At 54.8% G+C, this 25,771-nt stretch carries 21 protein-coding genes; 15 read left to right on the forward strand and 6 right to left on the reverse strand.

Going from position 1 to position 25,771, the window contains the following annotated elements; genetic code table 11:
* Nucleotides 1-33 precede the first annotated feature (33 nt).
* Entirely contained in the window at nucleotides 34-711 is a 678-nt protein-coding gene (locus K3729_01880) for a type 1 glutamine amidotransferase domain-containing protein (protein ID UWQ99571.1), read from the forward strand.
* A 53-nt stretch (nucleotides 712-764) separates the two neighbouring features.
* On the opposite strand, the gene ubiG is transcribed toward K3729_01880, so the two are convergent.
* The gene (ubiG, locus tag K3729_01885) at nucleotides 765-1,514 is read right to left on the reverse strand and encodes a bifunctional 2-polyprenyl-6-hydroxyphenol methylase/3-demethylubiquinol 3-O-methyltransferase UbiG (GenBank protein ID UWQ99572.1); all 750 of its coding nucleotides are present in this window, start codon (nucleotides 1,512-1,514) and stop codon (nucleotides 765-767) included.
* Nucleotides 1,515-1,578: 64 nt separating this feature from the next.
* Here ubiG and pip point away from each other — a divergent pair, with 64 nt between their 5' ends.
* The 11 genes from pip (at nucleotide 1,579) to K3729_01940 (ending at nucleotide 15,741) form a co-directional block, all read left to right on the forward strand.
* Complete coding sequence (gene pip, locus K3729_01890) at nucleotides 1,579-2,568, forward strand: prolyl aminopeptidase (GenBank protein ID UWQ99573.1); 990 nt, start codon at nucleotides 1,579-1,581, stop codon at nucleotides 2,566-2,568.
* 80 nt (nucleotides 2,569-2,648) lie between these two features.
* Nucleotides 2,649-3,638: an ABC transporter permease gene (locus K3729_01895; protein UWQ99574.1), complete on the forward strand. Its 990-nt coding sequence runs from the start codon at nucleotides 2,649-2,651 to the stop codon at nucleotides 3,636-3,638.
* Nucleotides 3,635-4,831: an ABC transporter permease gene (locus K3729_01900; GenBank protein ID UWQ99575.1), complete on the forward strand. Its 1,197-nt coding sequence runs from the start codon at nucleotides 3,635-3,637 to the stop codon at nucleotides 4,829-4,831. The genes K3729_01895 and K3729_01900 overlap by 4 nt, the downstream gene beginning before the upstream one ends.
* Nucleotides 4,828-6,474 (forward strand): ABC transporter ATP-binding protein, encoded by a 1,647-nt coding sequence (locus K3729_01905; protein ID UWQ99576.1) that lies wholly within the window; start codon nucleotides 4,828-4,830, stop codon nucleotides 6,472-6,474. Before K3729_01900 ends, K3729_01905 begins: the two co-directional genes overlap by 4 nt.
* 72 nt (nucleotides 6,475-6,546) lie before the next feature.
* On the forward strand, nucleotides 6,547-8,100 hold the full coding sequence (locus tag K3729_01910) for a twin-arginine translocation signal domain-containing protein (protein UWQ99577.1): 1,554 nt from the start codon (nucleotides 6,547-6,549) through the stop codon (nucleotides 8,098-8,100).
* A 146-nt stretch (nucleotides 8,101-8,246) separates the two neighbouring features.
* Nucleotides 8,247-8,873, forward strand: a complete 627-nt coding sequence (locus K3729_01915) for a hypothetical protein (GenBank protein UWQ99578.1) — start codon at nucleotides 8,247-8,249, stop codon at nucleotides 8,871-8,873.
* A gap of 166 nt (nucleotides 8,874-9,039) precedes the next feature.
* Nucleotides 9,040-9,684, forward strand: a complete 645-nt coding sequence (gene rimP, locus K3729_01920; protein UWQ99579.1) for a ribosome maturation factor RimP — start codon at nucleotides 9,040-9,042, stop codon at nucleotides 9,682-9,684.
* The gene (nusA, locus tag K3729_01925; GenBank protein ID UWQ99580.1) at nucleotides 9,684-11,291 is read left to right on the forward strand and encodes a transcription termination factor NusA; all 1,608 of its coding nucleotides are present in this window, start codon (nucleotides 9,684-9,686) and stop codon (nucleotides 11,289-11,291) included. Before rimP ends, nusA begins: the two co-directional genes overlap by 1 nt.
* A gap of 21 nt (nucleotides 11,292-11,312) precedes the next feature.
* Nucleotides 11,313-11,969, forward strand: a complete 657-nt coding sequence (locus K3729_01930; GenBank protein ID UWR00905.1) for an RNA-binding protein — start codon at nucleotides 11,313-11,315, stop codon at nucleotides 11,967-11,969.
* Nucleotides 11,959-14,457, forward strand: coding sequence for a translation initiation factor IF-2 (gene infB / locus K3729_01935; protein ID UWQ99581.1), 2,499 nt, complete (start codon nucleotides 11,959-11,961; stop codon nucleotides 14,455-14,457). The genes K3729_01930 and infB overlap by 11 nt, the downstream gene beginning before the upstream one ends.
* A 117-nt stretch (nucleotides 14,458-14,574) precedes the next feature.
* Nucleotides 14,575-15,741: a YHYH protein gene (locus K3729_01940; GenBank protein UWQ99582.1), complete on the forward strand. Its 1,167-nt coding sequence runs from the start codon at nucleotides 14,575-14,577 to the stop codon at nucleotides 15,739-15,741.
* 13 nt (nucleotides 15,742-15,754) lie between these two features.
* On the opposite strand, the gene mutT is transcribed toward K3729_01940, so the two are convergent.
* The 3 genes from mutT to K3729_01955 are packed head-to-tail and all read right to left on the reverse strand — an operon-like array spanning nucleotide 15,755 to nucleotide 18,213.
* Nucleotides 15,755-16,153 carry an 8-oxo-dGTP diphosphatase MutT gene (mutT, locus tag K3729_01945; protein ID UWQ99583.1) on the reverse strand — a complete coding sequence of 133 codons (399 nt, stop codon included), beginning with the start codon at nucleotides 16,151-16,153 and terminating at the stop codon, nucleotides 15,755-15,757.
* Nucleotides 16,150-17,364, reverse strand: a complete 1,215-nt coding sequence (gene argJ, locus K3729_01950; protein ID UWQ99584.1) for a bifunctional glutamate N-acetyltransferase/amino-acid acetyltransferase ArgJ — start codon at nucleotides 17,362-17,364, stop codon at nucleotides 16,150-16,152. The genes mutT and argJ overlap by 4 nt, the downstream gene beginning before the upstream one ends.
* Nucleotides 17,365-18,213 carry a peptidylprolyl isomerase gene (locus K3729_01955; protein ID UWQ99585.1) on the reverse strand — a complete coding sequence of 283 codons (849 nt, stop codon included), beginning with the start codon at nucleotides 18,211-18,213 and terminating at the stop codon, nucleotides 17,365-17,367. It lies immediately after the preceding gene.
* Between the two features lie 183 nt (nucleotides 18,214-18,396).
* Between K3729_01955 and secA the strand changes: the two genes are divergently transcribed.
* The 3 genes from secA (at nucleotide 18,397) to K3729_01970 (ending at nucleotide 23,774) form a co-directional block, all read left to right on the forward strand.
* Nucleotides 18,397-21,120, forward strand: coding sequence for a preprotein translocase subunit SecA (gene secA / locus K3729_01960; GenBank protein ID UWQ99586.1), 2,724 nt, complete (start codon nucleotides 18,397-18,399; stop codon nucleotides 21,118-21,120).
* Nucleotides 21,121-21,219: 99 nt separating this feature from the next.
* Nucleotides 21,220-22,188, forward strand: a complete 969-nt coding sequence (locus K3729_01965; protein ID UWQ99587.1) for a hypothetical protein — start codon at nucleotides 21,220-21,222, stop codon at nucleotides 22,186-22,188.
* Entirely contained in the window at nucleotides 22,188-23,774 is a 1,587-nt protein-coding gene (locus K3729_01970) for an OmpA family protein (GenBank protein UWR00906.1), read from the forward strand. The genes K3729_01965 and K3729_01970 overlap by 1 nt, the downstream gene beginning before the upstream one ends.
* Here K3729_01970 and radC read toward each other — a convergent pair.
* Together radC and dnaJ are read right to left on the reverse strand one after the other, a co-directional pair.
* On the reverse strand, nucleotides 23,759-24,505 hold the full coding sequence (radC, locus tag K3729_01975; GenBank protein UWQ99588.1) for a DNA repair protein RadC: 747 nt from the start codon (nucleotides 24,503-24,505) through the stop codon (nucleotides 23,759-23,761). The two genes, K3729_01970 and radC, sit on opposite strands and share 16 nt — an antisense overlap.
* Before the next feature lie 57 nt (nucleotides 24,506-24,562).
* Nucleotides 24,563-25,711 carry a molecular chaperone DnaJ gene (dnaJ, locus tag K3729_01980; protein ID UWQ99589.1) on the reverse strand — a complete coding sequence of 383 codons (1,149 nt, stop codon included), beginning with the start codon at nucleotides 25,709-25,711 and terminating at the stop codon, nucleotides 24,563-24,565.
* Nucleotides 25,712-25,771 lie beyond the last annotated feature (60 nt).

A 25,771-nucleotide genomic window follows, 5' to 3' on the forward strand; every position in this document is an offset into this window, starting at 1 on the left:
CCCCAAGTTCAAGAATTGGAAAGGACCGATCTTATGAAGATTTTGATGGTTTTGACGTCGCACGATCAACTTGGTGACACAGGCAAGAAAACCGGCTTTTGGCTGGAAGAATTTGCAGCGCCTTACTACGCGTTGAAAGATGCGGGCGCAGAAGTCGTGCTTGCATCCCCGAAGGGTGGTCAGCCGCCGATCGACCCTAGCAGCGACAGCGAAGATTCCCAGACGGACGCAACACGTCGTTTCAAAGACGACAAAGATGCGCAGGCTGATCTGGCAGACACAGCTGTTTTGGCTGACGTGGAAGACGCTGGTTTCGATGCGATTTTCTACCCAGGTGGTCACGGCCCATTGTGGGATCTGGCTGAAGATGCAGACAGCATCCGCCTGATCGAAACTTTCGCGGCAAGCGACCGTCCGGTTGGCGCCGTTTGTCACGCCCCTGCAGTGTTCAAGCACACCAAAGGTGCCGACGGTAAACCACTGGTGAACGGCAAGCGCGTCACGGGTTTCACCAACACCGAAGAAGATGCGGTTCAGTTGACAGATGTTGTGCCGTTCTTGGTTGAAGACATGCTGAAAGCGAACGGCGGGCAGTACGAGAAGTCCGACGATTGGGCGTCTTTTGCGATCACTGACGGCAAACTGGTTACAGGCCAGAACCCTGCATCATCAGAAGCAGCCGCAGAGCAGCTTTTGGCCCTGCTGAAGTAAATCGATTTTAACGGTAACGAGTAATGGGGCGGGCCGATTGGTCCGCCCTTGTTTTATGCAGGTTTGATTGCCGCTGTGACGTAGTTCACCGAAAGGTCGCGATCAGAAATCCGCCAGTTCCACATGATCGGATTGAACTGGAATCCCTTGCGGTCCACAGGTTCCATGCCTGCGTTGCGCAGCAGGTCGAACAATTCGTCCGGCGTAATGAATTTGCTGAATTCATGCGTGCCTTTTGGCAGCCAGCGCATCACGTGTTCCGCGCCGACAATGGCCATCATGAAGCTTTTTGGATTGCGATTGATGGTCGAACAGATGTGCAGTCCGCCGGGTTTCAACAGTTGCCGACACGCCGTCAGGAACCCGAGCGGGTCGGCCACGTGTTCCACAACTTCCATGTTTAAAACAACGTCGAACTGTTCGCCGTCTGCTGCCATCGCTTCCGCTGTATTGTGACGGTAATCAATGGTTAGACCCGATTGCTGCGCGTGGATTTCAGCCACGGGAATGTTGCCCGCTGCTGCGTCAACGCCAACAATTGTCGCCCCGAGCCGCGCCATCGGTTCGCAAAGCAACCCGCCGCCGCAACCGATGTCCAAGATACGCAGCCCGTCGAATGGAGCAGGTCCGTTCAGGTCCCGCCCGAACTCTGCCGCGATTTGGCTGGTGATGTAATCCAACCGACAAGGGTTCAGCATATGCAGCGGCTTGAACTTGCCTTCCAAATCCCACCATTCAGCGGCCATGGCTTCGAATTTGGCGATCTCGGCGGGGTCTACAGTGTTGGTTGCTGCATCGGTCATATCGTGGTCCAATTCCTGTCTTCGGGTGATGGTTTCCCGTCTCAACACGCTATATAGGTCGTTTATGGACAAGGTCGTAGGTCAAAAGCGCACAGGCGCACATCTGTATCCCCCGATGGACCCGTTTAATCAGCAAATGCTGGATACGGGCGACGGGCATTCCATCTATGTGGAACAATGCGGCAATCCGAACGGGATTCCTGTTGTTGTCCTGCATGGCGGGCCCGGTGGTGGCTGCAGCCCTGCGATGCGTCGCTATTTTGACCCAAGCGTTTATCGGATCGTTTTGTTTGATCAGCGTGGCTGTGGTCGGTCGCGGCCCCATGCGAGCGTTATTAACAACACAACATGGCACCTGGTGGCGGACATAGAAATGATCCGCGAAGCGTTGAGCATTGATCGGTGGATTGTGTTCGGCGGCAGCTGGGGGGCGACCCTGTCGCTGATCTACGGACAAACGCATCCCGAGAGCACGGCCGCGCTAGTGTTGCGCGGCGTTTTCTTGATGACCCAACCCGAGCTGGACTGGTTCTATGGCGGAGGGGCGGGTCGGTTCTGGCCTGATCTTTGGGCAAAGTTCACTGATTTGATCCCAGAAGACGAACACGATGATTTTATTGCAGCGTATCACCGGCGCCTTTTCTCGGGCGATTTGCCGATGGAATCGCGGTATGCGCGCGCGTGGGCGGGTTGGGAAAACGCATTAGCGTCGATTGAATCAAACGGTTCAACTGGCGAAAGCCCGTCCGATTACGCCCGCGCCTTTGCACGGCTTGAAAACCACTATTTCGCCAATGCCGGATTTCTAACCGAGGACCAGCAAATCTTGAACAATATGGACAAGATTGCAGATATCCCTGGCGTGATTGTGCAGGGACGTTTTGACATGATCTGTCCGCCGGTTTCTGCCCACACGCTGGCCAGTAAATGGCCAAAGGGGCGTTTGGTCATGATCGGAAAAGCGGGGCATGCATTGTCCGAACCGGGCATCAGTCGGGAACTTGTGCACACGATGGATATGTTCGCAGACAAGCGCGACTTTCTGAATTTCTGAACCAGACTTTCTGAATCTCGAGGGTTTACAGCGGCGTCTGTGCCGTTAACTTGTAAGCATCCTCAGGGGAACTTAGAATTTTGGGCAACGTCCTAACCATTATACTTCAACGCCTTGCACTAGGCGTTCTCACGCTTCTTATTGTTTCGATTGTGATCTTTGTTGCTGTGAACTTGCTTCCGGGTGATTTTGCACAGCTGATCTTGGGTCAGGGGGCTACAGAAGAATCCGTCAATCAAATCCGCAAAGACCTTGGGTTGGATCAGCCTTTGATCACCCGCTATTTCGGCTGGCTTGGTGGAATGTTGACCGGCGATCTTGGCACCAGTTTCGCGCAGTTGAATTTTACGTCTAACTTGGGCGGCGTGAATAACGTGACCGTGCTGGATCAAATCCTACCCCGGTTAAGCAACACGTTGTTCCTTGCCGGTGTGACTGCAATGATCGCTGTGCCGATTGCTGTGACGCTGGGCATTTTGGCCGCGTTGTATCGCAATACGATCTTTGACCGTGCCGCCAATATCGCAACGTTGAGTTCGATTTCGTCGCCAGAGTTCTTCATGGCCTATGTGCTGATCCTCGTGCTTGCCGTGATCAACCCGCTGCTGCCATCGCTGTCCAACATTTATGACGGCATGCCGTTTGGCGAACGTCTGGAAAAGACAATGCTGCCTGCGCTGACGCTTACATTGGTCGTGACCGCGCATATGATGCGGATGACACGCGCGTCGATTATCAACTTGCTCGCGTCCCCGTATATCGAAATGGCCCGCCTGAAGGGTATGTCGCCGATGCGCGTCATCGTGAAACACGCGCTGCCGAATGCATTGGCCCCGATCATCAACGTGATCGCATTGAACCTTGCTTACCTGATCACTGGTGTGGTCGTGGTTGAGGTTGTGTTTGTGTATCCGGGTATCGGCCAGCTGTTCGTGGATAGTGTGAAAATCCGCGACATTCCGGTCGTCCAGGCCTGCTGCCTCATCTTTGCAGCGGCCTACATCCTGTTGAACCTCACGGCGGACATCATGTCGATCCTGAGCAATCCGCGTCTGAGGCATCCGAAATGATCAATCTCCTTATTGCACTTGTTGTGATCGCGGGCCTTGCATGGGTGATGCGGTTTGTTGGCCAAAAGGCGACGAACAACGCCCCGAAATTCCGCGACATGTCTTACGGCGTGGCCTTTGGTTATGTCTTGGGTGCTGCGTTGTTGGTCTGGCTTGCTTGGGCTTACATGCAAGCACGGTCCGACGATCCGTTAGTCGCGAACAAGTTCTTCTTTTTGAAGGCGGCGATTGAAGGGTTTGTCATCTTTGCCATTGCGGCTTGGCTGTTCAAACAGTTGGGCCAGTATGTCGGCACCGCATGGTCGAAAAAGATGTTCCGGTCTATGCCGTTGACTGCTGCTTTTGGCGTGCTGATCATCATCATTTACGTCGTTGTTGCGGTATTCGCGGGTGCAATTGCCCCATACGGCCAAGACGAGATTATCCAAGGTGCTGCCGCAAACGTAGTGGCTGGCGGTGATCCTGCGCTGGGCGGTGATCCTGCGTATCCGTTGGGTACAGATCAGATCGGTCGTGACATTCTTAGCCGCCTGATTTACGGCGCACAGAACACTGTCGGGATCGCGTTTATCACGACAGTGCTGGCCTTCTTGCTTGGCGGGACCTTCGGTTTTCTGGCTGCCGTTTTGGGTGGTTGGTTGGACCAGCTACTGTCGCGGATGGTGGATGTGTTGATGGCGATCCCGTCATTGATCTTTGCGCTTTTGCTGATGACAATCGCGAGCGTGTGGTCATCGCAGCTGGGTATTCCGCTGACGATCTTCATGGTCCTGATCATTGCTGTCATCGACAGTACCCGCGTGTTCCGTCTGGCCCGTGCTGTTGGTCAGAACATTGTTGTGATGGATTATATCGAGGCTGCGAAACTGCGCGGTGAAGGCATGGGTTACCTTGTATTCAAGGAAATCCTGCCGAATGCGACTGCACCGCTGTTGGCTGAATTTGGTCTGCGCTTCTGCTTTGTGTTCCTGACGATCGCTGCATTGTCGTTCTTGGGTGTGGGTATTCAGCCACCGTTGGCTGACTGGGGCACAATGGTGCGCGACCTTGCCGGTTTCATCAACTACGCACAATTTGCGCCGCAAGCATCGGTAACACCGTTGTTGGCTGCGGGTGCGATTGCCTTGCTGACTGTTGCTGTGAACTTTGTCGTCGACTGGATGCTACACAAAACGTCGGGGTTGAAGGAATGAGCGATCAACTGGTCAAAATCCGCAATCTCTGGCTTGAGGGCCGCAGTGACGAGACGTGGAACCCGATTATCAACGGTGTCGATCTTGACCTGAAGAAGGGTGAAGTTCTGGGGCTGATCGGTGAATCCGGTGCGGGGAAATCCACGCTTGGTCTTGCTGCGATGGGGTTTTGTCGCGATGGCGTGCGTGTGTCGAAAGGCACGGTTGAGTTTGATGGCATTGATCTTTTCAGCGCCTCTGCCGCGACGAAACGGTCTTTGCTTGGTAAACGGATCGCCTATGTGGCGCAGTCTGCTGCCGCGAGCTTTAACCCTGCGCACAAAATTCTTGAACAGCATGTTGAGGCCCCGACCCAGCATGGTGTGATGGGCAAAGCTGAATCCGAAGCCGACGGGATGGAGCTGTATCGCAAGCTGCGTCTGCCCAATCCGAATGAAATCGGGTTCCGGTATCCGCATCAGGTGTCTGGTGGTCAATTGCAGCGTGCGATGACCGCGATGGCGATGGCGTGTCGTCCTGACCTGATCATCTTTGACGAACCGACGACTGCTTTGGATGTGACGACGCAGATCGAAGTGTTGGCTGCGATCCGCGAGATTGTTGAGGAATTCAACACCGCTGCGATCTACATCACGCATGATCTGGCTGTTGTGGCCCAAATGGCCGACCAAATTAAGGTGCTGCTAAAGGGTGACGAGGTGGAAACCGCCGATACCCGCACGATGCTGGCTACGCCGACGCAGGAATATACAAAATCGCTTTGGGCTGTGCGTAGTTTTGAACGTCCGCTGAAAGCGCCTGTTGTTGCAGGTGCTGTTCCTGTGGTGTCGGTCAAGAATGTTGACGCCGCTTACGGGAAAATCCCTGTTTTGCATGATGTCAGCTTTGACATGCACGAAGGCCGAACAGTGGCTGTTGTCGGCGAATCCGGCTCCGGTAAATCGACGACGGCCCGGTGTATTACTGGTTTGCTGCCACCAAGCGCTGGCGAAATCAGCTTTGGCGGCGAAGTGATGCCAGCCAATTACAAGCAACGCACGAAAGACCAGTTGCGTCAGGTACAGATGATTTATCAGATGGCCGATACCGCGTTGAACCCGCGTGTCAGCGTCGGCAATATCATCGCCCGCCCTGTGCAGTTCTACACTGGACTGACGGGGCGTGATCTGCGCAAGCGTGTTGATGGTCTGATGGATCAGATCGAATTGCCTGCAGACGAATACTACAACCGCCTGCCGTCTGAATTGTCAGGTGGTCAAAAGCAGCGGATCGGGATCGCCCGTGCACTTGCCGCTGAGCCGAAGTTCATCATTTGCGACGAAGTCACGTCCGCGCTTGATCAGCTTGTTGCCGAAGGAATCCTGCGCCTTTTGGCGCGTTTGCAGGACGACCTGTCGCTTTCTTATATGTTCATTACCCATGACCTTGCGACGGTTCGTGCCATCGCGGACGAAGTTGTGGTGATGAAAGAAGGCCGTGTCGTCGAACAAGGCCCCAAGCGGGACATGTTTAAACCGCCGCATCATCCGTACACGGATTTGCTGTTGTCATCGGTGCCGGAAATGGACCCCGATTGGCTGACCAATTTGCTTGCAGAGCGCGGTGTGGATAACATTGGCGATGCAGCTATAGATAATATGTAAAGCATTCATCCGTTTCATACGGACGACAAAATAGGGCGGTAAACGCCTGACAACAAACTAGGGAGAAATACAATGTTACATGGAATTAGCAGACGTAGTCTGTTGAAGACCGGCGCAGCCGCTGGTGTTCTGGGCCTGACAGGTATGCCGCTTCGTGCGCAAACAAAGGGTGGCAAACTGACTGCTGGTCTTGGTGGCGCGAACACATCCGATAGCTGGGATGCGCGTACTCATTCTGACATCTTCATGATCGCAGCCGCGCACGGTACGGTTTTTGATTGTCTGACAGAGGTTGCAGCAGACGGTTCGCTTGTTGGCGAATTGGCTGAAAGCTGGGAAGCATCAGCAGATGCGAAAACCTGGACATTCAACCTGCGGTCTGGCGTGACGTTCCACAACGGCAAAGCGTTCGGCGCTGACGATGTGATCGAATCCCTGCAGATGCACATTGGTGAAGATTCAAAATCAGCGGCCAAGCCGATTGTTGAAGCGATCACCGAGATGAAGAAAAACTCTGATCTGCAGATCGAATTCACGCTTGCCTCTGGCAACGCTGACTTCCCATATCTGATGTCAGATTATCACATCTGCATGTACCCAGCTGGCATGATCGAAGAAGCGATCCAGAACGGTATCGGTACAGGCCTTTACAGCGTTGTTGCGTTTGATCCAGGTGTGCGTTTCGTTGGTAAGCGCGTTCCAGATCACTACAAAGGCGACGAAGTCGGCTACTTTGATGAAGTTGAATTCATTGCGATCAACGACAACACCGCGCGTATGAACGCGCTGATGACGGGTCAGGTTGATACGATCAACCGCATCGACTTTAAAACCGAAGGTTTGCTGAAAGCGAACCCTCAGCTGCGCATCCAAGAAGTGACGGGCAACCAGCACTACACATTCGCAATGCTGACAGACAACGCGCCGTTTAACGACGTGAACGTTCGTCGTGCCCTGAAGTACGGTATCAACCGTCAGGAAATGGTCGACAAGATCCTGCTGGGTCACGGTGCTGTTGGTAACGACACGCCAATCGGTCCTGCAAACCAGTACTACCATTCTGAAATGGAGCAGCTGGAATACGATCCGGACAAGGCAGCATTCTACCTGAAAGAAGCTGGTCTCGACAGCTTGGACGTCGATATCTCAGCGTCTAGCGCTGCGTTTGAAGGTGCTGTTGATGCGGCTCAGCTGTATCAATCATCTGCTTCCTCTGCGGGCATCAACCTGAATGTGGTTCAAGAACCATCAGACGGTTACTGGTCCAACGTATGGCTGAAGAAGAACTTTGCAGCTGTTTACTGGTCCGGTCGTGCGACTGAAGACTGGATGTTCTCGACTGCTTATGAAGCTGGTGTGCCTTGGAACGATAGCCAGTGGGGTGCTGAAGACAGCCCACGCTTCCAAGAGCTGCTTTTGGCAGCCCGTGCAGAGCTGGATACTGACACACGTCGCAGCCAGTACCATGAAATGCAGCAGATTCTGCGTGACGATGGCGGCGTTCTGGTTCCAATGTTTGCCAACTACGTGCAGGCTGTGAACAACCGGATCTCTTCACCTGACACAGTGGGTAACCTGTGGCAGATGGATAACGCCCGCATGGCAGAGCGTTGGTCAGTGGCGTGAGCCAACCAACTTGATTGAATAAAGAACGCCCCGCCGGAAACGGTGGGGCGTTTTGTATTTGCCCAAATTATTGATGTTTTGAGCCACATTTTGGCCGCAGGTCACCTTTATCGTTACCGCATTGTAAATGTGTTGGACCATTAATTATGTTATTCTCTTTAGCGCGTGTTGCCATCAAGGCCGTTCTTGTAGCGGGCATTTCTTTTGGCGTTGCCCTTCCGATCACTGTTTTTTCCGCAGAACCTGCGTTCGCCAATAATGGCAACGGCAAGGGCGGGGGTCGTTCAAATAGCAATGGGAATGGGAACAGCGGTGGAAACTCCAGCGCGTCGCGCAGCAATGGGAACAACGGTAACGTTAATGGCAACAGTGGTGGCAATGGTAACAGCGCACTTGCCCGTGAACTTGGTGGTCTAAATGCGGCTCAGGCCAGTCAGAGCGCGTTGGCGAGCGCATCAGCCAATAGCTTGCCCGGCAAATTGTACACCTACCAGCAAGCACGTCGTCATTTGGTTGAGCGTGTGAACGAGCAAAACGTAGCTTTCGCGACATACAGCCATCTGGCGGGCATGACCGAAGCGCAAGCCGTTGCTGCATACCCGAATGGTGGTCATGCACGTGCGTTGAGTGACGCAGCACATTCCTACAATGCTCTTCAAGCACAGGCCGAAGCCGCACAGTCGGTTTCCGATGCTTCTCTGATGGCGGTCAGCGGTGGTCGCGCATTGTCTAATAATGCGATGACAGAGCTGCACAGGATGCTTGGGCTGTAATTCCCGATAGCGGGGGTGCGCCTGTCGCCCCCCCCCCTTGCAGTTACGGTCCAATAGGTCTATGTCCATTGACAACAGCGGCGTCGGCTTCCACCCCCGACCCAACCGGAAATCTGAAACGGGCCGCGCGCCCGTTTTTTTGTGCCTGATAGAATGGCGAAGCTAAATGAATGATTTGATTGCAAAAGCCGCGATTGACCGTCGCATCGCAGACATCATCACCCCTGTCGTTGAAGACATGGGATTCGAAGTTGTGCGCGTGCGATTGATGTCCGGCAAAGAGACGATTCTTCAGATTATGGTCCAGCGTCCTGATGGCCAGATCGAAGTTGATGAATGTGGGCAGGTGTCCACGGCTATTTCTGCGACGCTCGACGTCGAAGACCCGATTGTAGAGGTTTATAACCTCGAGGTGTCCAGCCCGGGTATCGACCGTCCTTTGACCCGTCTCAAGGATTTCGACCAATGGCAGGGCTTTGAAGCCAAGATTGAAACCGATGAACTGATCGACGGTCGCCGCCGTTTTAAGGGCGAATTGGCCGGTGTGCAGGACGACGAAGTTCTGATCATCATTGAGGAAGGCACAATTGGTCTGAAATTTGCGTGGCTGTCTGATGCCAAGCTGGTTTTGACCGACGAGCTGATCCGCGATGTTTTGAAGGGCCGCAAGGATGCGGGCCAGATTGATGAATCCCAGTTCGATGAAATTGAAACGATCATCGACAGTGACGAAAACGCTGCCCCCTCTAAGGCGGGCAAATCCAAAAAGCGCCCGAGTTCAAAGAACAGCGCGAACAAGGAGAGTAACTAATGGCGATTACCTCAGCCAACCAGCTTGAGCTGCTGCAAACCGCAGAGGCCGTAGCCCGCGAAAAGAACATCGACCCTGTGTTGGTGATCGAAGCGATGGAAGAATCCCTCGCGCGTGCTGCGAAATCCCGCTACGGCGCGGAAATGGACATTCGCGTGTCTATCGACCGCCGCACAGGTAAAGCCACGTTCACCCGCGTTCGTACGGTTGTTGAAGAGGAAGAGCTTGAGAATTATCAAGCTGAATTCACTGTGGCGCAGGCCCGTGAATACATGGACAACCCTGAAATTGGCGATGTATTCTCTGAAGAGGTTCCGCCGGTTGAACTAGGTCGTATTGCTGCCCAGTCTGCCAAGCAGGTGATCCTTCAGAAAGTCCGCGAAGCTGAGCGTGACAAGCAGTACGAAGAATTCAAAGACAAGGCCGGCACAATCATCAACGCGCTTGTTAAGCGTGAAGAATACGGCAACGTCATCATCGACGTGGGTTCAGGTGAAGCCATCCTGCGCCGTAACGAAAAGATCGGTCGTGAAGCGTATCGCCCGAACGAACGCATCCGTTGCTTCATTAAAGAAGTGCGTCGCGAACAGCGCGGTCCGCAGATCTTCCTGTCCCGTACAGCGCCAGAATTCATGGCCGAGCTGTTCAAGATGGAAGTTCCTGAGATTTACGAAGGTGTCATCGACATCAAAGCCGTTGCACGTGATCCAGGTTCACGCGCGAAGATTGCTGTGATTTCACATGACGGGTCGATTGATCCGGTTGGTGCCTGTGTTGGTATGCGTGGTTCACGTGTTCAGGCCGTTGTGAACGAACTGCAGGGCGAAAAGATCGACATCATTCCTTGGAATGAAGATATGCCAACGTTCCTCGTGAACGCATTGCAGCCTGCCGAAGTGTCCAAGGTTGTTTTGGACGAAGAAGCTGGCAAGATCGAAGTTGTTGTTCCTGATGAGCAGCTGTCGCTGGCGATTGGCCGTCGTGGCCAAAACGTGCGTCTGGCATCCCAGCTGACTGGTCTTGATATCGACATCATGACTGAAGAAGAAGAATCCAAGCGCCGTCAGGCAGAATTTGAACTGCGCACAAAGCTGTTCATGGATACGCTGGATCTGGACGAATTCTTTGCGCAGTTGCTGGTTTCCGAAGGGTTCACGAACCTTGAAGAAGTCGCATACGTTGAAGTTGAAGAACTGCTGGTCATCGAAGGTGTTGACGAAGGCACTGCCGGTGAACTGCAGACACGTGCCCGTGAATATCTGGAAGCCCAGAACAAGAAAGCCATGGATGCTGCAATCGCCGCTGGCGTTGAGCAGTCCCTGATCGACTTTGAAGGTCTGACACCACAGATGTTGGAAGCCCTTGGCGCGGATGGCGTGAAAACGCTGGAAGACTTCGCGACTTGTGCGGACTGGGAATTGGCTGGTGGCTGGACCATCACCAAAGGCGAACGCACCAAAGATGACGGTGTACTGGAACCATTCGATGTGTCGCTTGAGGAAGCGCAGAACATGGTCATGACAGCCCGCGTGATGCTGGGTTGGGTTGACCCTGACGAACTGACTGCTGACGAAGACGAACCTGCCGAGGAGGAATCAGAAGCCTAATTTGGGCTTCTGACCTTGAATATGGCGCGTGGTGGCCAACATAAGAACCCTGAAGACGGTGCGGAACGTAAGTGCATCGTCACAGGAGAGGTGCAACCAAAGGCCGGATTGATCCGGTTTGTGGTTGGCCCCGACAATGCGGTTTATCCTGACATCTTGGGTAAACTGCCCGGCCGTGGTATGTATGTCACCGCGGATCGTGCGGTTCTTGAAGACGCGCGGAAGGGTCATTTCGCCCGCAGTGCAAAGCAAGCTGTGACTGTATCAGATACGTTGATCGACGATGTTGAACGGTTGCTTGCCCAACGTGTTGTTGAACTGCTGGGCCTTGCACGTAAGGCCGGTCGTGCTGTGTGTGGGTTTGAAAAAGTTAAAGGCTGGCTTGCTGGATCTGAGAACGTGCGCGTTCTAATGCAGGCCTCTGATGGCTCCGAACGGGGCAAAACGAAACTATGGACCCCTGAGGGGGCTCGCTATTTTGGATGCTTGACCGCGCAAGAGCTGGGTTTGGCCTTTGGTAGAGGAACTGCAATACATTGCGCGGTCTCTACTGGTGGACTCAGCAATCGTGTTGTAGAGGATGCAACAAAGCTTTCGGGCTTACGCGGGATTGATGGTCAAAAGACTGGCAAGGGCAAAGCGGCCCTTGGGAAGGATACGAATTTAAATGAGCGATAACGACGGCAAAAAGACACTTGGTCTTGGCGGTTCTCGTCCAAGCAACGTGAAACAAAGCTTTAGCCACGGGCGTACAAAGAACGTCGTGGTGGAAACAAAGCGTAAGCGCGTTGTGGTTCCCAAGCCTGGCGCGGGTAAACCTGTGCCGTCTGGTCCAACCGGCCGGCCCATCGGTGGTGACCCATCGAAACGTCCTGCAGGCATCTCTGATGTCGAACTCGAACGCCGGATGAAGGCGCTCGCGATGGCGAAAGCCCGCGAAGCCGAAGAGCAAGCCAAGCGCGAAGCCGAAGAAAAAGAACGTGCTGCTGAACGCGCAGCGCGTCGTGCGGAACAAGAAGCCAAAGAGGCTGAAGACCGCGAACGCGAAGAACGCGCCAAGCAAAAAGCCGAAGAAGAGGCTGCCAAAAAGGCAAAAGCCGAAGCTGATGCACGTCGTGCGGCAGCGGCGCCTGCTGCGGCTGCAACACCTGCGGATGATGCGCCATCTGGTGCGGCCCGCAACGCTGGCCCACGCAACAAAGCGCCCGAGCGCGACAACCGTGACAATAAAGGCGGCAAGCCTGGTCGTGGTGGCGCGAATGACGGACGTCGTTCTGGTAAGCTGACTGTCAACGCCGCGATGCGCGGTGGTGAAGGCGGTCGTCAACGGTCCATGGCTGCGATGAAGCGGAAACAAGACCGCGCCCGTGCCAAGGCGATGGGTGTGTCTGCCGAGCGTGAAAAGGTTTACCGCGAAGTGTCCCTGCCGGAAGCGATTACCGTTTCTGAATTGGCCGCCCGTATGACCGAACGTGTTGCTGACGTTGTGAAGGCGTTGATGACAAACGGCATCATGGCCACGCAAACACAGACGATTGATGCGGATACTGCCGAATTGATCATCGAAGAATTTGGCCACACTGTTGTCCGCGTTTCTGACGCTGACGTTGAACAGGTGATCACGGCTGAAGAAGATAAAGCAGAAGATCTGAAGCCACGTGCCCCGATCATCACGATCATGGGCCACGTTGACCACGGTAAGACATCCCTTCTGGATGCGATCCGCAAGACACGTGTTGTGGCTGGCGAAGCTGGCGGCATTACGCAGCACATCGGTGCGTATCAGGTGACAACCGAAAGCGGTCAGCTTTTGTCGTTCCTCGATACACCGGGCCACGCGGCGTTTACGTCTATGCGGTCACGTGGTGCGCAAGTGACTGACATTGTTGTTCTGGTTGTTGCGGCAGACGATGCTGTGATGCCTCAGACAATCGAAGCGATTGCACACGCGAAAGCGGCCAAAGTCCCAATGATCGTTGCGATCAACAAAATCGACCGCGAGGGTGCCAACCCTGACAAAGTGCGGACTGATCTGTTGCAGCACGAAGTGATCGTTGAAAAAATGTCCGGTGATGTGCAGGACGTCGAGGTGTCTGCGATTACGGGCCAAGGTCTGGATAAGCTGCTTGAGGCGATTGGCCTACAGGCGGAAATTCTTGAACTGACAGCTAACCCTGATCGCGCAGCAACTGGTGCGGTGATTGAAGCTCAGCTTGACGTGGGTCGCGGTCCTGTGGCCACGGTTCTGGTTCAGTCCGGTACGCTGAAACGCGGCGATATCTTCGTTGTGGGTGAGCAGTGGGGTAAAGTCCGCGCGCTGATCAACGACCAAGGCAAACGCGTTGAAGAAGCCGGTCCATCTGTTCCTGTAGAGGTTCTGGGTCTGAACGGTACACCAGAAGCTGGTGACGTTCTGAACGTGACAGAAACCGAAGCCCAAGCGCGTGAAATCGCTGAATATCGCGAGAAAGCTGCGAAAGATAAACGTGCAGCTGCTGGTGCGGCGACGACGCTTGAGCAGTTGATGGCGAACGCGAAAGCGAACGAAGATATCAGCGAGCTGCCAATCTTGGTGAAAGCTGACGTGCAGGGTTCTGCCGAAGCGATCGTTCAGGCGATGGAAAAAATCGGTAACGATGAAGTCCGCGTTCGTGTCCTGCATTCCGGTGTTGGTGCGATCACGGAAACAGACATCGGTCTGGCCGAAGCATCCGGCGCCCCTGTGTTTGGCTTTAACGTGCGTGCCAATGCGACGGCGCGGAACACAGCCAACCAAAAAGGCGTGGAAATTCGGTACTACTCGGTCATCTATGACCTTGTTGACGATGTGAAAGCGGCTGCGTCCGGTCTGTTGTCTGCGGAAATCCGCGAGAACTTCATCGGGTATGCCACCATCAAGGACGTCTTTAAGGTGTCTAACGTTGGTAAGGTTGCTGGTTGTTTGGTCACTGAAGGTGTGGCGCGTCGGTCTGCCGGTGTGCGTCTGCTGCGTGACAACGTCGTGATCCACGAAGGTACGTTGAAGACCCTGAAACGCTTCAAGGACGAAGTTGCCGAAGTGCAGTCCGGCCAGGAATGCGGCATGGCGTTCGAGAACTACGAAGACATCCGTGCGAACGATGTTATCGAGATCTTTGAGCGTGAAGAGGTCGAACGGAACCTCTAATCAGGTGACCGAATTCATTCGAAAAGGCGGCCCATTGGGTCGCCTTTTTGCATTTTGAGGCGGCGGAAATTCATTGGCCCTACGTTCAATACGTATGATTGACCAAAAGGTGTCCCAATGATCCGATATTCCCATATCTCGTATATTTCGCTGATCGCAGCGCTGACCTGTCTGCCAGTGATCGCAATGGCCCACGTCGATACTGACAGCATTAGCGATCAAGCCTTGGTGCAAGAGCCAGACATTGTCGCGTGTACATTAGAAGACGGAACGCAGTCCGAATGCGCGCAGTTCACCGTCAAATACCTACCGGATGATCTGGATATTGGCCCGTTTTGCCCCGCAACACTGGACGATGAAGGCGGTATTTGGGATTGGACGGGTGACGAGGCAGGATTGTACCGCATTGATCGCGCGTACTTCGAATTTCTCAGCAACCTTGGCTACACGTTTTATGACGAAGACGGCACGGTGCATATCGCGGACATCGCGACGGCCCAACCTGAAGACGACCATGCCTGCATTAACGTATCCGAGGACGCATCGGTCACGATGACGATGCTGATCCCGACGACCCCCGTTGTCGCGGATAAAAGCACTGCGCTTGGCACAGTGTCCAAGATCGGTTTGGCGCTGAACGGCGTGCCGATCTTTTCAGATGCACCTAGTATTCAACAGACGGGGCATATGCCCGCGCTGGATACGTGCGGCGGTCATGTTGATCCGGGAGGTTGGTATCACTGGCACGCCACATCAACAGATTTGAACGCTGTTTATGATGCCGTCGATGTTGCAGCGTCTTGCTATCTTGAGCAGGACAGCGCCGCGATGTTTGGTTACGCTTTCGACGGTTTCCCGCTTTACGGCAGCCAAGATGCGGGTGGTGAAGTGCCGACTGATCTAGATGAATGTCAGGGCCATGTCGGGGTCACAGAGGAATATCCCGATGGTGTCTATCACTACCACGCTGGCACAGAGTTCCCGAATTTGCCGCCCTGTCTGATCGGTGTGCAAGCCGAAGGCAACTTTACCACCACCGCCGAGGCGGGCGTTGGCGCCCAGAACGCAGGTGACGGTGGACGGAATGAACCGCCGCGTCCTGGTGACAACGGTGGGATGCCACCGAGGTTTGAAGATGCCGCCGCGCAACTTGGCGTCACGAGCGAAGCATTCTTTGCAGCGATGGAAGCAGCCGGCGGACGTGATGCGGATCTTTCACAGGTCGCGACGACATTGGGTGTGTCATTGGATGACCTGCAGGCCGCGATGCCACAGCGCCCGTAAGGCGTGATGTGCGCTAGAGCCAGTCGCGCAAAATAGGGATCAGCGGAACATCTGCAGGCGGCATTGGGTAGTCGCGCAGGTCTTTCGCTGAGACCCATTTCAACGTTTGCCCTTCGCGGCCCTGCGGTGTGCCGTTCCATTTGCGGCAAGCGAACAGCGGCATCAGCAGATGGAAGTCATCGTAGGTATGCGATGCAAAGGTCAGCGGCGCGAGGCAGCTTTCCCAAGTGTCGATGCCCAACTCTTCTTGCAGTTCGCGGATCAGGGCGACCTCTGGTGTTTCGCCCTGTTCGACTTTGCCACCTGGAAATTCCCATAGCCCTGCCATGGATTTGCCTTCGGGGCGTTGCGCCAAAAGGATACGCCCGTCGACGTCAATGAGCGCGACAGCGGATACGAGAACTGTCTTCATGACCGATAATCCGCGTTGATCCGGATGTATTCGTGGGTCAGGTCGCAGGTCCATGCTGTGCTGGTACCGGACCCAATGCCAAGATCGACGTTGATCGTGATGTCTTCGCCTTTCATGTAGGCGGCACCGGCGTCTTCCGAATAGGTCGGGGACACCCACCCGTTTTCCGCCACTTTGATATCGCCGAAACTGATGGCGAGCATATCTCGATCCGCTTTTGCGCCGGATTTGCCGACTGCCATCACAACGCGACCCCAGTTGGGATCTTCGCCAGCAATCGCGGTTTTCACGAGTGGTGAGTTTGCTGTCGCCATCGCCACCTTGCGCGCGTCTGCGTCGTTGTCAGCGCCAGTGACGTTGATGGTGATGAACTTTGTCGCGCCTTCGCCGTCGCGCACCACTTGGTGGGACAGGTCCAGCATAACCGCGTGCAGCGCTTCGGCGAAATCGTCGTTGCCCGTAACATCCACGCCGGACGCGCCCGTTGCGCCAACCAGAAGCGTGTCAGAGGTCGAAGTGTCGCTATCGACGGTGATGTTGTTAAAGGTCTTGTTGGTTTGTTCGGTCAGCAGCCATTGCAGCGCCTCGAACCCAATCGCCGCATCGGTGAAGATGTAGACCAGCATTGTCGCCATATCAGGCGCGATCATGCCGGATCCTTTAGCGATGCCTGCGATGTTCACGGTTTTGCCGTTGATGGTGATCTGCCGCGTTGACCCTTTGGCGAAGGTATCGGTCGTCATGATTGCGCGAGCAGCATCGTGCAGGCCGGAGGCGTGTTGCGCTGTGTGCAGTTCGTCGATCTTCGCGATGATCTTGTCGTGCGGCAGCGGTTCACCGATCACGCCAGTAGAGGACGTGAAGACACGGTTTGATGCCACACCTGTGGCGCTTTGGATGGCATCAGAGATGGCATTCACCGATCCCGTGCCGGCCTTGCCCGTGAATGCGTTTGAATTGCCGGAGTTCACAAAGATCGCGGCAGGCCCCGTTTGGTCACCACCGAGTTTTTCTTGGCAGTCCAGCACATTCGCAGATCGCGTGGCTGACCGTGTAAATACCCCGGCGATGGTGCTGCCGGGGGTCAGCAGGGCCAACATCACGTCGGCCCTGTTTTTGTATTTCACCCCCGCTTCCGCAGTTGCGAATGTCACGCCGTCAATGACGGGCAGTTCAGGAAAGGCCGCAGGGGCCAGCGGGGACAATGGCATTTATTTTGGCTCCAGCAGGGACAGGTCACCCAGCAGTTCAGGATCGATTGTGCCTTCTTCCGGCGTCACGATGTCTGCGGCTTCTGTCAACGCAGCGAGCCGTGCTTGAATTGCGGCCTCTTGGACTTCTGCCATCAGTTCGGACCGGACAGCGTCCAATTCAGGTGCTTCTTTGACGCGCTTTTCGATCAGGTTGATCACGTGGAACCCGAATTGGGTTTCAACTGGATCGGACACGCCGCCGACTTCCATCGCCATGACCGCATCTTCAAACGGGGTGACCATTTGGCCTGCGCCGAACCAACCAAGGTTGCCGCCGTTCGGACCGCTTGGGCCTGTTGAGACTTCTTTCGCGACTTCGCCGAATTCTTCGCCTGCATCAATGCGGGCTTTGGCAGCTTCGGCTTCTTCCAGCGTTTCAACAAGCAGGTGGGCAGCGTTAAATTCTGATTCGGATTCCGCGTTTTCGTATTTCGCGTCATAGGCGGCTTGGACCGCTTCATCTGTCATGGATGCCACAGACAGCGCGTCGATTTCTTCGCCAGCCAGCAGGGAGCGGCGTTCGTTGCGCAATGCGTAATCAACGCGGGCAGGGGGCGTTTCGACGGCATCGGCCAAAAGCTGTTGCTGGATCAGCTGTTCCAGAACACCTTCGAACAGCACGTCAGCTGGCAAGGATTGGTACTGCTGAGGCAGCTGTGCGCGTGCGATAATCATCTCGCCCAATGTGATCTCTGTCTCGCCAACGGTGGCAATAACGGTATCCGCAGTGGTTTCTTGTGCTGCAACCGGTGCTGCGAGCGCTAGGATCAGCGCCGCTGACCCAAAATATGTTGCATGTTTCATCATAAAACGATCCCTTGATGCGCCGCGCGGGTGCGCGACGTTGACACTGTTCAACCCCGACCTTAGATCAATGAAAGACCCTGAGGGGGCTGGTCTTGGCCCTTTGTAGGTGGCCTGTTCAGGGGCTACAAGCGACCTCCTCTCAATTCGATGTTAGACAGGCGTCACTGCGCCACCGGAGAATACATGCTTGGTTTAGGAACCGTCGCCAAAAAAGTCTTTGGCACCGCCAATGATCGTAAAGTGAAATCGGTTCGCCCGCTGGTCGCGAAGATCAATGCGCTTGAGCCTGAGTTCGAAAAACTGACGGACGAGCAGATCAAGGAAAAGACAGAAAGCCTGGCGCAACGTGCCATGGGCGGTGAAAGTCTGGATGATCTGCTGCCGGAAGCGTTTGCCAACTGTCGTGAAGGCGCGCGTCGTGCCCTTGGCCTGCGTGCGTTTGACACACAATTGATGGGCGGGATTTTCCTGCATCAGGGCAACATTTCCGAACAGAAGACCGGTGAAGGTAAAACCCTGACCGCGACTTTTGCGGCCTACCTGAATGCGTTGACTGGCAAAGGTGTGCATATCGTCACCGTGAACGATTACCTTGCCAAGCGTGACGCTGAATGGATGGCGAACGTTTATAACTTCCTTGGTCTGACTGTTGGCGTGATTTACCCGCAACAGCCAGAAGCCGAAAAGATCGAAGCCTACGCTGCTGACATTACGTTTGCGACGAACAACGAACTTGGCTTTGATTACCTGCGTGACAATATGAAGTCTGAATTGTCCCAGATGTCGCAACGCGCCCACAACTTTGCGATTGTTGATGAGGTCGATTCGATCTTGATCGATGAGGCACGGACGCCGCTGATTATCTCTGGTCCCGCACAGGACCGCAGCCAGATGTATATCGACATCAACAAGCTGATCCCTGAAGTGCAGGACGATCACTATACGCTGGATGAAAAGACCCGTCAGGCAACGTTCAACGATGAAGGTAACGACTTTATTGAAAAGCGCCTGTCTGAGATGGGTCAATTGCCTGAAGGGCAGACGCTGTATGATCCGGAAAGCGCCACGTTGGTGCACCATGTCAGCCAAGGCCTGCTAGCCCACAAGATGTTCCAGCGCGACAAAGACTACATCGTCCGTGGTGACGAAGTGGTTCTGATCGACGAATTTACCGGTCGGATGATGGATGGCCGTCGTCTGTCCAATGGTCTGCACCAAGCCATCGAAGCCAAAGAAGGCGTGAACCCGAAGCCGGAAAACGTGACGCTGGCTTCTGTGACGTTCCAGAACTATTTCCGTCTGTACGACAAGCTGGCTGGTATGACTGGTACGGCGCTGACCGAAGCGGACGAATTCAAAGAGATTTACGGTCTTGGCGTGGTCGAGGTTCCAACGAACCGTCCGATCGCCCGCTTGGACGAAAACGACCAAGTCTACCGGACCGCCCGCGAGAAATATCAGGGCGTGATTGATCTGACGAAAGAAGCGAATGCCAAAGGCCAGCCTGTTCTGGTTGGTACCACGTCGATTGAGAAATCCGAACTGATCAGCCAGATGCTGACTGCTGAAGGCATCGCACACAACGTGTTGAACGCCCGTCTGCATGAGCAAGAAGCGCAGATCATCGGTGACGCTGGTAAACTGGGTGCTGTGACAATTGCCACGAACATGGCGGGTCGCGGGACCGATATTAAGCTGGGCGGTAACGTCGAGATGCAGGTCGTTCAGGCGCTTGCTGCCGATCTTGAGGCGAATCCTGATGAGGTTCGTGCGCGGATCGAAGCGGAACACAAAGACGCCGAAGAAAAGGTGAAAGCCGCTGGTGGTCTGTTCGTTCTGGCAACAGAACGTCACGAAAGCCGCCGGATTGATAACCAGCTGCGCGGCCGTTCCGGTCGTCAGGGTGACCCGGGCCGGTCATTGTTTTTGCTATCGTTAGAAGACGATCTGATGCGGATTTTTGGGTCTGAACGCTTGGACAAAGTGCTGTCCACGCTTGGCATGAAAGAAGGCGAAGCGATTGAGCACCCATGGGTGAACAAGTCGCTGGAACGTGCACAGGCGAAAGTCGAAGGCCGTAACTTTGACATGCGTAAGCAGTTGCTCAAGTACGATGACGTAATGAACGAGCAGCGTAAGGTGATCTTTGGTCAGCGCCGCGAAATCATGGAAGACAGCGATCTGTCCGAAGTCGTGCGCGATATGCGTTATCAGGTTATCGAAGATCTGGTCGACGACTTTATGCCGGCGAAATCTTACGCGGATCAGTGGGACACCGAAGGCCTGTACGCAGCTGTTATTCGTGATCTGGGCATGGATGTGCCTGTAATGAAATGGGCAGCGGAAGAAGGCGTCGACGACGAAGTTATGCGCGAGCGGCTTGAAGCCGAGAGCGACAAGCATATGACGGAGAAGGAAGAAGCCTTTGGTCCGGAAACGCTGCGCAACATCGAAAAGCAGCTGTTGTTGCAGACGATTGATGCGAAATGGCGTGAACATCTGCTGACGCTGGAACACCTGCGATCCGTCGTTGGTTTCCGTGGGTATGCCCAGCGTGATCCGTTGAACGAATACAAAACAGAAGGTTTCCAGCTGTTTGAACGTCTCTTGGATGGTTTGCGGACCGATGTGACCCAAAAACTGGGTGCGATTCGACCTATGACCGCCGAAGAACAGGAACGTATGGTTGCCCAAATGCGCGAACAACAGGCCGCAGCAGCGGCTGCTGCCGCAGGTGGCGCAACTGCAGGGGGAACGACTGTTGCGGGCGCTGCAACAAACCCAGACGCCGCACGTCCCGGATTTGTAGAAGATGACCCAAATACGTGGGGCAACCCAAGCCGTAATGACGCTTGCCCGTGTGGCTCTGGTGACAAATTTAAACATTGTCACGGAAAATTAGGCTAAATTCAGCCATAATCCCGTCACGATAAAACCCCCGCGCAGTCGCGCTGGGGCCACGACTAAGGTGCTTATTGTTTCCAAGTGGGAATCGGGAGCAACCTCATGTCGCGTCTAACGAGAGTGAAAAAAGCAACGACCATCGCATCGACTTTTGCGATTGCGTTGGGCATCGGCTTTATCATGCAATACGGCGATGCAGATGCCGCGCGCTACAACGCCAATCTGCCCGTCGAAATTCGCGACCCTGTTCTGCTCGTCGATTATTCGCCATTGGCGACAGCCGATAGCTTTACGTTGAAGCCTGAAGCACCAGCCGCTCAGCGCATTGCAACGACGGCGAACCTGCCGATTGATCCGGATAGCGTTAAACTGATTGCGTTGGTCGAAGATGTTGATGACGTTGATGGTCAAAGCCTATTTGCGCAAACACAAATCAGTGCAAGCGTTTCAAAAGATTGTGAAATTCTTGCTGTGACAGCACCGAATGCGACAGGGTCTGTAATCGTCACTGTTGTGTCAGAATGTCGATCAGACATGCCGTTTACGGTGAACCACAGTGGTTTGTCCTTTTCGGCCCAAGCAGATGAAGCCGGTACGGCGATAATGACGGTTCCGGCTTTGTCTGAAGACGCGACTTTCTTTATCACGTTCGAAGATGGCAAAAGCCTTGCCGCGTCGACCTATGCGCCGCAAGCTCAGCAATACAATCGCGTCGTGTTTCAGTGGGAAGGTCATGACGGGGGTTATTTGCAATCAAACGGTCCTGAAGGGGCTCAGGTAATGCTGGACCATTTTGGGGACGACATCGGAGAAATCCCGCGGTTTGCCGAAGTGTATTCCTTTCCTGCCGACACAGATATCGCGACCGGAATGCGCGACATTAACATCGTGGCGCATGTGACAGACAAGAACTGCGGCCAAGACCTGATCGCTGAAAGCTTTTCGGTCTTCCCGGGCATCGTTGATCTGGCTTTTAAGGACATCCGTATCACACTTCCAAGCTGTGAAGAGATTGGTGCAACTCTTGAGTTGAAAAAGGTACTGGGGGAACAGACACTCGCGCTAAGATGATGCGACGCTGTTTGAACCAATTTACAGACAAGTTGAAATCTGCGGCATGTTTTGCCGCAGTTTTTCTTTGTGCGACATCTGCTTTAGCAGAACCTGTCACGGTAACATCTGACGGTGGTGGTTTGGTTCTGACAGGCGATGTCATCGGCTATGACGGTGAATTCCTGCAGCTGCGAACAGAATACGGCCCTTTGACGCTGCGCTATGCGTCGGTCACCTGTGATGGCGCCGCGTGTCCTGATCCAGATGCTTATGTGCCGCTTGTGCGCATTTCGGGGTCCGCACGGATGTCTGAGGTCGCTGTGCCTGCCTTGGTCGAGGCATTTGGACGATCCCGTGGCTGGCAATCTGTACTGACCGAAATTGACGCGTCTCACTTCACTGTCGATTTGCTGGATGCAACGGATGGGGTGCAGGCAAATTTTGCGTTCCGTGTGACGAATACCGACGAAGGTTTCGCTGATTTGATTGCGTTCGAGGCGGACATGGCATTGGCGGTTCGCGAAATACGGCCCGAAGAGGCGGAACTGGCGTTGGATGCTGGTTTGGGTGATCTGACATCACCGCGACAAAGTCGCATTATCGGTTTGGATGCGCTTGTGCCCGTCGTGCATCCCGCGTTGGAACTTGATGCGATTGCGTTGAAAGATGTGTCGCAGGTGTTCCGCGGCCTTGTCGATAATTGGGCGGACATTGGTGGGCCGGATTTGCCCGTGCAACGCCACCTTGGGCCTGTTGAAAACGGGCAGATGCAGTTCTTCGTTGACCGGATCGTTAGGCCCGATGGCGGAACTGTTGCGAAAGACATTACGCGGCACGCTGATCTTTCGGCAGTGCGGGATGCTGTTGCGGACGTCCCCGGAAGCATTGCGATGTTGCCGTTTGGCCAGACGGGCAACACGCAACCCTTGGCGCTGCGTGATGCCTGTGATTTTACTGCAAACCCTGTGTCCACGACGCTTAAGACCGAAGATTACCCACTGACCGAACCATTGTTCTTATATCTACCCGATCGACGGCAGCCGCAGATCGTCCGCGATTTTCTGGCGTGGTTGCGGGGGCCAGAGGCGCAGTTGGTTGTGCGCCGTGCGGGTTTTGTGGATCAGGGCGCAGTGCCCATTCCGCTTGATGCCCAAGGACAACGTTTTGCGAACGCGATCTTAAAGGCAGGCACCGACATTCCATTGGGTGAACTGCAACGCATGGTCCGCGTGCTGATGCCGCGCACGCGGTTGTCGACGAGTTTTCGGTTTGAGGTGGGATCAACGCGGTTAGACGCGCAATCGCGATCCAATATGATGGCGCTGGGGCAGGCGATACGGGATGGTCGTTTTGACGGGCAAAGCCTGATGTTGGTTGGGTTCAGTGATGGACGCGGGGCACCAGCCCCAAACAGGGAATTATCGAGCGCGCGTGCCGAGGCTGTGAAGCGTGCCTTGGTCGCCGCGCTGGGGACATGGCCAGAGGCCGTGACGTTGGAAACCGAAGCCTTTGGTGAAGCCTTGCCCATGGGGTGCGACGACACAGAATGGGGACGACAAATGAACCGCCGTGTCGAATTATGGGTTGATCAAAGCAATCCCTGAACCCTGAACGACACCTCGCGTGATCGGCCGATAATGACGTGATCGTGCAAGGTGATGCCAAGCACCTCTGCCGCGTTCACAACCTGTTGGGTCATGTCGATATCCGCTTGGCTGGGCGTTGGATCACCGGACGGGTGATTGTGCACAAGGATCAGGGCAGCTGCATTAAGATCAAGTGCGCGTTTGACGACCTCGCGGGGGTAAACCGGGACGTGATCAATGGTGCCTTGTGCCTGTGCTTCATCCGCGATGACAGTGTTTTGTGTATCCAGATAAAGTACCCGAAACTGTTCCGTATCACGATGTGCCATCACGGTATGGCAGTAATCAATCAAGGCGTCCCAATGCGACAGGACGGGTCGCTGCATGATCTTTGCCCGAGATAAGCGGTGTGCTGCAGCTTCGATCATTTTGATCTCTAACGCGGCCTTGCGGGTCACATCATGCACCTTCAACAGCTGATGAATGGGCGCTGAAACCACCCTGTTAAAGTCGCCGAAAGTGTCGAGTAGTTCAAAACAAATGGGGCGTACATCCCGGCGCGGGATGGCGCGATACAGGATCAATTCGAGCATTTCGAAATCGAGCATCGCTGACGCACCGCCCACAGCGAAACGATCGCGTAGGTGTTTGCGGTGATCGCCAATGTACGGTGAGACGCGTTCAGACGCAGGCAGGACGGCCTGAACGTCATCATCAAAAAGGGTACGGGCTTCGGCAAAGTGTGACATTGCCGAAGCTTGTAATGATTCTGGTGAAGGCGAAGTTAACGGTTAAGGCAATGCGCCTTAGCCCTTCATGCCATCCCAGAACGATTTCACAGATTTAAAGAACGAAGACCCTTCGGGATTGTTCTCTGCTGCGATTTCGTCGAATTCCCGCAGGATTTCTTTCTGACGGGTTGTCAGGTTCACGGGTGTTTCGACCGCAAGTTCGATGAACATGTCGCCTTGGCCACCGCCACGCAGGGCAGGCATACCTTTGCCGCGCAGACGCATCTGACGACCAGATTGTGAACCGGCTGGGATCTTTACGCGTGACCGGCCACCGTCGATTGTTGGTACTTCGATCTCGCCACCCAAAGCGGCGTTGGTGATCGAAACAGGGACGCGGCAGAACAGGTTGGTGTTCTCACGTTCGAACAATTCGTGGTCGTTCACTTCGATGAAGATGTACAGATCGCCGGTTGGACCGCCGCGCATGCCTGCTTCGCCTTCGCCAGCGAGCCGGATACGGGTGCCAGTTTCAACGCCGGCAGGGATGTTCACCGACAAAGATTTCTCTTTCTCGACGCGGCCCTGACCGTGACATTTGTTGCACGGGTTCTTGATCGTCTGGCCCATGCCGGAACAGGTCGGGCAGGTGCGTTCAACGGTGAAGAAACCCTGTTGCGCACGGACCTTACCCATACCCGAACAGGTTGGGCAGGTGACAGGTTCGGACCCGCCTTCGGCGCCAGTGCCGTTACATTCATCACAGCCGACAGCCGTTGGAACGTTCACGGTTTTCTGCATGCCTTTGAACGCATCTTCGAGGTTGATGCGCAGGTTGTAGCGTAGGTCGTTGCCGCGTTGGGCCCGTGCCCGACCGCCGCCGCCACCGCGACCACCCATCATGTCACCGAATAGATCGTCGAATACGTCAGAGAAAGCCGACGCAAAATCGCCCTGACCGCCGCCGCGTGGACCACCGCCGCCGCCGCCCATGCCGCCTTCGAAAGCAGCATGACCATAACGGTCGTACGCTGCTTTTTTCTCGGCGTTCTTCAGAACGTCGTAAGCTTCATTCGCTTCTTTGAACTGCGCCTCGGCGTTTGGATTGTCGGAATTGCGGTCGGGATGCAGTTCCTTCGCCTTGGTGCGATAGGCTTTTTTGATCTCAGCTTCAGACGCGCCTTTGGACACGCCGAGCGTCTCGTAATAATCACGTTTTGCCATAGTCATAATCCCCCTTGGGAACGGAAAAGACCGGCCCGCTTAGCAAACGGACCGGCCCAA

This window comes from Rhodobacteraceae bacterium S2214 (genome assembly GCA_025141675.1).
In the GTDB taxonomy this organism is placed as follows: Bacteria; Pseudomonadota; Alphaproteobacteria; order Rhodobacterales; family Rhodobacteraceae; genus Yoonia.